Origin of the sequence: Caballeronia sp. EK, from assembly GCF_014384845.1 — a bacterium.
In the GTDB taxonomy this organism is placed as follows: domain Bacteria; phylum Pseudomonadota; class Gammaproteobacteria; order Burkholderiales; family Burkholderiaceae; genus Caballeronia; species Caballeronia jiangsuensis.
The window spans coordinates 98,938-108,340 of the sequence record NZ_JACSUE010000020.1 but is presented as its reverse complement, the minus strand read 5'-3'; the positions used below and the strand labels follow the sequence as shown (position 1 = coordinate 108,340).

7 protein-coding genes are annotated in these 9,403 nt (G+C 62.3%); 2 read left to right on the top strand and 5 right to left on the bottom strand.

Annotated elements, in window-relative coordinates; translation table 11 throughout:
• The 4 genes from IAG25_RS36095 to IAG25_RS36080 all read right to left on the bottom strand — a co-directional run.
• Positions 1-1,062: type VI secretion system Vgr family protein (locus IAG25_RS36095; RefSeq protein WP_187609123.1), on the bottom strand; the 1,062-nt coding region annotated here is incomplete at its 3' end.
• 414 nt (positions 1,063-1,476) lie between these two features.
• Positions 1,477-1,770: an ArsR/SmtB family transcription factor gene (locus tag IAG25_RS36090; protein WP_187609122.1), complete on the bottom strand. Its 294-nt coding sequence runs from the start codon at positions 1,768-1,770 to the stop codon at positions 1,477-1,479.
• Position 1,771: 1 nt separating this feature from the next.
• On the bottom strand, positions 1,772-3,598 hold the full coding sequence (gene ilvB / locus IAG25_RS36085) for a biosynthetic-type acetolactate synthase large subunit (protein WP_255504203.1): 1,827 nt from the start codon (positions 3,596-3,598) through the stop codon (positions 1,772-1,774).
• Between the two features lie 7 nt (positions 3,599-3,605).
• A complete protein-coding gene (locus IAG25_RS36080; protein ID WP_187609120.1) occupies positions 3,606-6,404 on the bottom strand; it encodes a 2-oxoglutarate dehydrogenase E1 component in 2,799 nt (932 codons plus the stop codon).
• A gap of 251 nt (positions 6,405-6,655) precedes the next feature.
• On the opposite strand from IAG25_RS36080, the gene IAG25_RS36075 reads away from it, so the two are divergent.
• Complete coding sequence (locus IAG25_RS36075) at positions 6,656-7,696, top strand: GlxA family transcriptional regulator (protein WP_187609119.1); 1,041 nt, start codon at positions 6,656-6,658, stop codon at positions 7,694-7,696.
• Between the two features lie 7 nt (positions 7,697-7,703).
• Positions 7,704-8,267: a G/U mismatch-specific DNA glycosylase gene (gene mug / locus IAG25_RS36070; protein ID WP_187609118.1), complete on the top strand. Its 564-nt coding sequence runs from the start codon at positions 7,704-7,706 to the stop codon at positions 8,265-8,267.
• Here mug and IAG25_RS36065 read toward each other — a convergent pair.
• Positions 8,246-9,193 (bottom strand): LysR family transcriptional regulator, encoded by a 948-nt coding sequence (locus IAG25_RS36065; protein WP_187609117.1) that lies wholly within the window; start codon positions 9,191-9,193, stop codon positions 8,246-8,248. The genes mug and IAG25_RS36065 overlap by 22 nt on opposite strands.
• Between the last annotated feature and the right edge of the window lie 210 nt (positions 9,194-9,403).

Genomic DNA, 9,403 nt, shown 5'->3' with positions numbered 1-9,403 from the left:
CGACGTGCCACGTCCACCACCACAGCGGATCGACGTGATTAAGAGCCCGTGCGGCGCATCCTTTGGATTCGCATCAAGCCCCATCACCTCGCCGACTTCGAGCGAGAACGGATTGCCCCGGCCTCGGTAGTTGATCTGCGTGGCCAGATATTCTTCGTGACGCCGGCGGGCGATCTCGCGACCCTCTTCCAGCGTTTCGTAATGCTCGCCCCAGTGGTTATCGACGCCATCCGTCGTTTTGTCGCCCGGCGCGGCATTCTGCTCGACCAACAGCGACACATCCGCCTGACGATGGTTGTAGTCGTTCAACTGAATAGCTTCGGGCACGCGCTGCGTGATGGTCCTCAAAGACCGAACGGACTCCGCCCCTGCGCTCTCCAGAGCGGAGTGCGAGCGCAGCGGCACGATGCGCTGCTTGCGCGCGTACGCATCCAGATCATCGCCAAAGATGATGACGGTGCGATCGCTCTTCTGCTCGAAACGGAACCAGAGACCCGATTCAGCGCAGAGTCGCTGGATAAAGGCGAATGTAGTCTCGTGAAATTGGGTAACGTATTCGAACCGCTTATATTTTCCGCGCAAACTCTTGAAGTCGAAATCGACGCCCAGTCGATAACCGTAGTGGCGCAACGTATCCGTGATGATTTCGACAACGGATTGCTTTTGAAATAGCCTGCTTTTCCTCGCCCTGGCGAGGTCTGCTATTTCCGGAACGAGCGTGACGCGATAGCGGGTTTCGTCGGCCGATGGCCCGAGGTTCTCAAAGCGCTGAATAACTCCGTGGGTCGAGTACTTCGACGGCATCTTGCTGAAGTCTTTCCATCGCGACCCGAACATTTGTTCCAGATAACCTTGAGCCGGATCGACAGGCTCAATGGAAAACGTCGCCGGCCTGCCTACGACATGGTCCATCGGAATGTCGGCAACGGGGCTTGTGAACTCTATGTGGTATTCATAGAGCTCGCTGATCTCTAAGCGCCCGTGGAAACGGAGAACGGATACCGGCGCCGGTTGCGGCTTGAGAGTCAGGCTATAAGCCTGACTGGGGATGACCATCGACATTCGAATAGAACTCCCTAGGATTGCGCTGTCCGGTTTGACAGAAGACACCAGGGCGATCCAATTCGAGCTCCATCAGACTCTGCTCTACGATTGCGCGACGTCCGCCATCTGGCCATTTGGCGGAATGATTGCATAAATAAAAGTTGCGTGGAGTCAACAATCTGTCGCAGTCCATATTACTTTGACGGTCGCCTAAGATGAATCAGAAACTTGGAGTTTTATGGGGGTCAACCTTTCGGACCAGTCCTAGATGCATCTCCGAAACCCAAGCATTTCAGTCAACAAAATTGAACGTCGGCCGCTCTCGTGAGCGTCGGATGTTCACTTCCTTGCAGGACTTGGGTCGAAGACTCATCTGATCCTTCGCGTCGGATTCGAAAACTGCGATTCAATGCCGCAACGCACGACCAATCCTCACAGCCCGCGCACCACCTCCCTCACAAACGCCGCAATGACCTCCTCGTTCCTCGACAGAAGCAGAAACGATCCCACGCGTTTCGACACGAGCAGCCCCGCTTCGATCATCGACGCGACATGCGCCGAAACGGTCGACTGCGAGAGCCCGCTGCGTGCCTGAATCGCGCTCAGCGGCACGGCGCCGGCGAAAGCGGCGTGCGTCTGCGTGAAACCTTCCGGCGCTTTCAGCCACGCAAGAATCTCGCGCCGCAAAGGATTCGCGAGCGCCTTGTGTATGAGATCGGCGTCCATTTCAGAACATGTCCGCCGCAGGTTCGCTCTTCGCGGCCGGAACCACCGTCTCCTGCCCGGACCGCGATGCGATGAACGGACCCGTGATCATGCTCGAATAGCTCTGCCCCGGTCCGACCATCGGAAACACATCGGCGTTCTGATCGATCATCACTTCGAGAAAGGCCGGGCCATCGAACGCGACGAATTCACGCAGCTTGTCTTCCAGCTCGCCCGGCGTCCGGACGCGACTGGCAAACTCGAAACCATCGGCCTGCGCCGCCAGCACGAAATCCTTGCGATGCAGCGCCTTGTCGCTCACGAACATGCGTCCGTCGTAGAAGAGCCGTTGCCACTGCCGGATCATCCCGTCGCCGCAATTGTTGAGCAGCAGCACCTTGACCGGCACGCCGTAGGTGCTCGCCGTTTCCAGTTCGCCGACATTCATGCGGATGCTGCCGTCACCATCGATATCGATCACGAGCGCATCCGGCCGCGCGAACTGCGCGCCGATCGCCGCGGGCAATCCGAAGCCCATCGTTCCCATGCTTCCCGACGTCAGCAGGCTTCGAGGCTCGACAAAATCGAAGAACTGCGCGGCCCACATCTGATGCTGGCCCACGCCCGTGCTGATGATCGCCCGCCCGCCGGTGATGTCGCTGAGTTTCTCGATGACCCATTGCGGCTGAATCGCGCGATTGTCGCGATCGTAATTCATGCCGTGACTGCGCTTCAGATCGTTCACACGCTCGATCCAGTCGTACGGCGCCCGCGATGCCGGACCGTGCTCCATCAGCGAAAGCAGCGCGCGTTTCGCGTCGCCTACGTGATTCCAGTGCGTGCGTTTGACCTTGTCGATCTCCGCTTCGTCGATGTCGATATGCGCGACATGGCGCGCTCCCGGTGCGAACGCATCGGGACGGCCACCGGCGACGCGGTCATCGAATCGCGCGCCCACGGCGATCAGGAAGTCGCAGTCTTCCACCGCGTAGTTCGCGCACGCAGCGCCGTGCATCCCCAGCATGCCGAGCACACGCTCATGTTTGGCGGGCATCGCGCCGAGTCCCATCAGCGTCGTCACGACAGGAATCTCGTAGCGTTCGCTGAAGCGGCGCAATTCGGCAGTCGCACCGGACGCGATCACACCGCCGCCCACGTACAGGAGCGGCCGCCTGCTTTGTGCAAGCAGATCGAAAAATGCAGCGCATTTGCGTTCATCGAGACGATCGCCCTTCGCCATCTGACGAAGACGCTCCGAATAGCCGCGAAGCTGCAACGTGCCCTGCCCGCGATACACGCCCTTCCAGTTCTGGATGTCCTTCGGCACGTCCACGACGACCGGCCCCGGCCGTCCCGTGCGCGCGATCTCGAACGCGGTGCGCAGCGTCTGTTCCACCTTGTCCGGATCGGTCACGAGAAACACCTGCTTCGCGCACGCCGACATGATGTTGAAGACCGGCGCCTCCTGAAACGCATCGCTGCCGATCGCGGCGCGCGGCACCTGTCCGCAGATGAGCACGACGGGCACCGAATCCCCGTTGCAGTCGGCGATCGGCGTGACCGCGTTCGTCGCGCCCGGACCCGACGTCACCATGAATACGCCGACCTTGCCGCTGGCTCTCGCATAGCCCGCCGCCATGAAGCCAGCCGCCTGCTCGTTGGCCGGCACGACGAAGCGGATCTGCTTCTGCGGCTCATCCGCATGCATGTCGTTGAAGCGGAAGACCGCGTCGTAGGTCGGCAGGATGGCGCCGCCGCTATATCCGAACAAGGTATCGACACCTTGTTCGGCAAGCACGCGCAGGATGATGTCGGCGCCTGAAATTGCCTCGTCGATGTGCTGGGTCATCGTCGCCTCACTCCGCGAATGCACGCGTGATGACATCGCTCTGCCGCGCGACATGCTCGCCGTGATAACCCGGCGCCGTCGATGCGGAAGCAGCGGGTCCCACATACGACAGCGCTGCGCCCGCTGGCAGAATCTCACGCAACTGCGGCTCGACGAAACTCCACGCGCCCTGATTGCGTGCTTCCTCCTGACACCAGATCACGCGCTTCACGTTCGGATAGCGCGCGAGCACCGCCGCGAGCCCGTCGGATGGAAACGGATAAAGCTGTTCGACGCGGATGATCGGCGTATCGTCGATGCCGTGCTTGCGGCGATAGTCGAGCAGCTCGAAATAAGCCTTACCCGAAGTGACGATGACACGCTCCACGTTGCCGTCACGCGCCGCGTCCAGGGCTTCATCGGGCAGGATTTCACGGAACGCGCCGTGAGCCAGCTCGTCGAGCGTGCTGACCGCTTCCGCGTGCCTGAGCAGCGACTTGGGCGTCATCACGACGAGCGGACGGCGATCGAAAGCGAGCGCCTGCATGCGCAGCAGATGGAACATTTGCGCGGGCGTCGTCGGCTGCGTCACGCGCATGTTGTCCTGCGCGCTCAGTTGCAGATATCGTTCGAGCCGCGCCGATGCGTGCTCCGGTCCCGCGCCTTCCTGCCCGTGCGGCAGCAACAAGGTCAACGCGCTGCGCTGTCCCCACTTGGCGGCGCCCGCCGCGATGAACTGATCGATGACGACCTGCGCGCCATTCGCGAAGTCGCCGAACTGCGCTTCCCAGATCACGAGCGCGTCGCGATTCACCGTTGAATAGCCGTATTCGAACGCGAGAACGGCTGCTTCGGAGAGAATCGAATTGGTCACCGTGAAGCGGCCCTGCACGTCGCGAACGTGTTCGAGCGGAATGAACACGCCGTCGGCACGACTCGCGCGCTTCTGGTTATGCAGCATCGCATGCCGATGATTGAACGTGCCTCGCGCGCTGTCCTGTCCGCTCAGACGCACATCGACGCCGGCGTGGAGCAGCGAAGCGAACGCGAGATGTTCGGCCATGCCCCAGTCCAGCGGCTTCTTTCCGCTCGCCATGTCGCGGCGCGCGTTCAGCAGCTTGTTGACGAGCGGATGAAGCTCATAGCCATCGGGCACGCTGGAGATGCGCCGCGCCAATACGCTCACTTGTTCCGACGAGGGCGGCTCGTAGCGCGTCGGGATAACCGCATCGGCTGCGCCCGATGCTTCGATGACCTCGCTGCCGCGCGCCTGATCGAAGACCTCGCGCCGTGCGCCGACGAGCGCCTCGACCTGCTCCGCCGTCATCGCGCCCTGCGCGATCAGCTTGCGCGCATAGAGCGTGCGCACGCCGGGATGCGCCGCGATCGCGCGATACATCAAGGGCTGCGTGATTGCGGGCGTGTCCTGCTCCTGATGCCCGTGCTTGCGGAAGCAAACGAGATCGATCACCACGCTGCGCCTGAACTCCGTGCGATAGTCGAGCGCGAGGCGCACGGCCATCGCCACCGCTTCCGGATCGTCGCCGTTCACGTGCAGAACCGGCGCCTCGATCAGCTTGACGATATCCGTCGCATAAAACGATGAGCGCGTATCGCGCGGGTCCGAGGTCGTGAAGCCAATCTGATTGTTCACGACGACATGCACGGTGCCGCCCGTGCCATGCCCGCGCGTGTACGAAAGGCTCAGCGTTTCCATCACGACGCCCTGACCGGACATCGCGGCATCGCCGTGAATTTCGACGGGCAGCACGCTGCCGGCAGCGTCGGACATGATCGCATCCGCTTTCGCGCGCGCCATGCCCTGCACGACCGGATTCACGATTTCCAGATGCGACGGATTGAACGCGAGCACGACCTCCACCGGTCCGTCGGCGGTTTGCGTGACGGCGCTGAAGCCCTTGTGATATTTGACGTCGCCTTCCGGAAGCGTATCCGCGTGCCTGCCTTCGAACTCGTCGAAGAGCGCGTCGAGCGGCTTGCCCGCGATGTTGACCAGCACGTTCAGGCGTCCGCGATGCGCCATGCCCATCACGACGGAGCGCACCTTCTTCGACGCGCCGTATCGCACGAGTTCATCGAGCAATACGATCAGCGATTCGCCGCCTTCGAGCGAGAACCGCTTCTGTCCGACATAGCGCGTGTGAAGATGCTTTTCGAGTCCCTCGGCCGCGCTCAGGCGTTCGAGAAAACGGCGCTTGTCCGCGGTCGAAAACGACGGCTTCGCCCGCGTGGATTCGAGTCTCATCTGCCACCAGCGCCGTTCGTTCGCGTCGGTGAGATGCATGAACTCCGCGCCCAGCGTGCCCGTGTAGGTTTGCTCCAGCGCTGCGACGATCTCTTTGAGCGTCGCGTCCTCGTCGAAGAAGTACGTGTCGGCGGTGCTGAATCGCGTGGTCATGTCCGCCGCCGTCAAACCGTAGTACGCGGGCGTGAGTTCGACAAGCGCGCGCGGCGGCTCCCATTGCAGCGGGTCCAGGCGGGCCGTGCGCGTGCCGACCGTCCTGAACGCCGCGATGAGCGCCTGCACCGCGACCTGCTTTCTTGCAAGCGCAAGTCCGCCATCGCGCGACACCGGCGTGTCATGCCGCCCCTTGGCAAGCTCGATGAAGCTCGACACCACGGGCGCGTGCGGCTCGTCATCGCGATCGCTTCCGTCGATGGCGGGTGTGTCGTTCAGCGCATCGAACCAGGCGCGCCATTCATCGGTGACCGAAGCCGGATCGCCCAGATAGGCTTCGTACTGCTCTTCGACATACGGTGCGTTGGCGCCGAACAGAAATGAGTTTTGATGTGTCTCGATCAACATGATGACTATCCTTCGAATGCTTTCTCGAGATGAAGTCTAGTCAGCCGCGCTCGCTGCGGCTCATGCATCTGGCGCGTTGTCTGGCCAGTCGATGCCGGATTTGGGCCACGCCCGCTAAGGCGCGATCAGGCGCTCGCTTGTTACATCGAAGCAAAAGTCAATTACCGGGCGAGGCGTACTTCGCGCGCGAGCGTTGGGATAGACTGGGCCGTCCCCAGCGATTGAAGCTCCTACTTAACGAAGGTCACGGCATGAAAGTCGCCATTGTTCTGTTCGACGGCGTGCAGGCACTCGACGTTGCAGGCCCGCTCGACGTGTTCGCGGAAGCCAACACGCATCTCCCCGATCATCAGCGTTATGAAGTCTCGCTCGTCGGGCGCGAAGCGGGCATGGTCACGTGCTCGAACGGGATGCAGATCGTCGTCCCGGTCGGCTATCTCGATTCCGATACGCAATACGACTTGCTGCTGGTGGCCGGCGGACCGAACCTGCCCGACTGGAACCCGCCCCACGAATTCATCTCGTGGCTGCAAAAGCAGGTGCGCGGCGCTGCGCGGTTCGGCTCGGTCTGCAACGGCGCGTTCGTGCTGGGACATGCCGGCTTGCTCGACGGCATGCAGGTCACGACGCACTGGGCCGATGCGGGCCGCCTCGGCAAGGCGTTCCCGCGCGCATGCGTGCAGCCGGACAAAATCTTCATTCGCGATGGCCGCCTTTTCACCTCCGCCGGCGTGTCGGCGGGCATCGATCTGTGTCTGGCGCTCGTGGCCGAGGACTGGGGGCACGAGCAGGCGGTTCGCGTCGCCAAGCGCCTCGTGGTCTACATTCAGCGCGAAGGCGGGCAGTCGCAGTACAGCCCTTATGTCGCGGCGGACAAGGAAGAAGCGCCGATCATCGGCAAGGTGCATCAGTATGTGACGGATCATATCGGCGATGCGCTTTCCATCGAGCAGCTCGCCAGCGCGGTTTCGGTGAGCCGTCGCACGTTCTCGCGAGTGTTCGCGAAGTACGCGCAGGTAACGCCCTCGGCGTTCGTCGAACAGGTTCGCGTCGATACCGCGAGGAAGCTGCTCGAATCGAGCGATGCGCCGCTGAAGACCGTCGCATTCAAGTGCGGTTTTCATAACGCTACGCACATGCGCACGACTTTCTCCCGGCGCCTGAACGTAACGCCGAAGCAGTATCGCGAGCGGTTTCGTGGCACGGCGCAAATCAGCACGCTGCCGATGCCGCTGGCTCATGAAGACGTCGGCGAGGAATTCGTGCTGGAGGAACTGGCGGAAGCCGCATAGGTCTTGCATGAGCACGACGCCTGTGACCGACACCTCGCCCTTTCTTGCGGATATCGTCGCGCCGAAGTTATCGGTGATTTTCTGCGGGATCAATCCGGGGATGCTCGCCGCATCGACGGGACATCACTTCGCAGGACGAGGCAATCGCTTCTGGCGGGTCGTGCATCTCGCTGGCTTCACGCCGGAACAGCTTCATCCCGAAGACGATCGCACGTTCCTTCGATACGGATACGGCCTCACCACCGCGGTCGCCCGTGCGACCGCGCGCGCCGATGAGTTGTCGCGGTCCGAGATCGAGGCCGCGGCGTCGGCGTTCGAGCAGAAGATCGCGCATCTCGCGCCGCGGTATATCGCGTTTCTGGGGAAGATGGCGCTGTCGGCGATCACCGGCAAGCGCGATATCGCATGGGGACTTCAGGCCGAAGCGTTCGGCGGCGTCCATGCCTGGGTATTGCCGAACCCGAGCGGTCTGAATCGCTCCTTCAGCCTCGATGCATTGGTGAGCGCATATCGCGAGCTTCACACAACCGTTGCATCGGCAGACGAGGATCACGCCGCGCGATCGGCGTAAGCGCGCGGCGCCTTTTCTCTGTGCCCGCATCGCAACTGAGCGTTCTTGCGCAAGGTTTCGGTCACGAATTCCAGAAACGCGCGAACCTTTCCGCTTGCGCCGCGACGCTCCACATGCAGCACGCTTACCGGCACGGGATCGGTCTCGAATGCCGTCAATATCGGCTTCAGTCGACGGCGTAGCACTTCGGGCGCCGCCTGATAGGAAAGCAACTGCGTGACGCCGACGCCATCGCGCGCCGCGGCGATCGCAGCAGGCGCGAGATCGACGATCATGCGCGGCTGAAGCCGCACCGGCAACCTCGCGCCCCGCTCCGCGAACACCCATTCGTGCGGATGCGTGACGCCGGTGAAAGACACGCAGTCATGCCGCGTCAATTCCCTCGGATGAACAGGTTCGCCGCGAGCTTCGAGATAAGCCGGCGCGGCGTACGTCCGACGCCGCACGAAACCCAACGGCACCGCGAACGTCGTCGAGTCACCGAGATGACCGATGCGAATGGCGACATCCACGCCTTCCTCCAGCAAGCGCGTGGTCCGGTCCACATACACGGCATGGATGCCGACATCCGGATAACGCAACGCGAACGCATTGATGAGCGGCGCCACGAATCGCTGGCCGAACAGCACGGGCGCAGAAATGGTCAACGTTCCCACCGGCTTGACGTGATAAGCGCCGATGCTCGCGTCCGCATCCGCGACGGCATCGAGCACCTGCCGGCAGGTGTCGAGATACACCGTGCCTGCATCGGTTGGCCGCACTGAACGCGTCGTGCGCGCGACGAGTTGAGCGCCGATGCGCGCTTCGAGCGAGTTGAGCGCACGCGAAACCGCCGCCGTCGACAAGCCCAGCTTTTCCGATGCCCTCGTGAAACCGCCGCCATCGACGATGGCGACGAACACTTCCATCTCACGCAATCTGTCCATTCCGAATCCCGCTCACAAGCTGTTTGCGTTGCGATTGTAGGCAGCATGTCCGGCGAAGCGGTGAGCGGCGCATCGACATGGCCCGAATCGGGCGCACTTTGGCCGATGGCGAACCGTTGCGTGCGGATTCGATGACCTTGGCCGAATCGGCACATTCATTGGCCCGATTGCGCTGTCGCTCGTCCTTCAACAACGAAGTTTCGTCGCCGA

Coding starts and splice junctions, on each gene's coding strand:
- IAG25_RS36080 (WP_187609120.1), bottom strand. CDS start 6,404: ATGTTGATCGAGACACATCAAAACTCATTTCTGTTCGGCGCCAACGCA.
- mug (WP_187609118.1), top strand. CDS start 7,704: ATGAGCACGACGCCTGTGACCGACACCTCGCCCTTTCTTGCGGATATC.
- IAG25_RS36075 (WP_187609119.1), top strand. CDS start 6,656: ATGAAAGTCGCCATTGTTCTGTTCGACGGCGTGCAGGCACTCGACGTT.
- IAG25_RS36090 (WP_187609122.1), bottom strand. CDS start 1,770: ATGGACGCCGATCTCATACACAAGGCGCTCGCGAATCCTTTGCGGCGC.
- IAG25_RS36065 (WP_187609117.1), bottom strand. CDS start 9,193: ATGGACAGATTGCGTGAGATGGAAGTGTTCGTCGCCATCGTCGATGGC.
- ilvB (WP_255504203.1), bottom strand. CDS start 3,598: ATGACCCAGCACATCGACGAGGCAATTTCAGGCGCCGACATCATCCTG.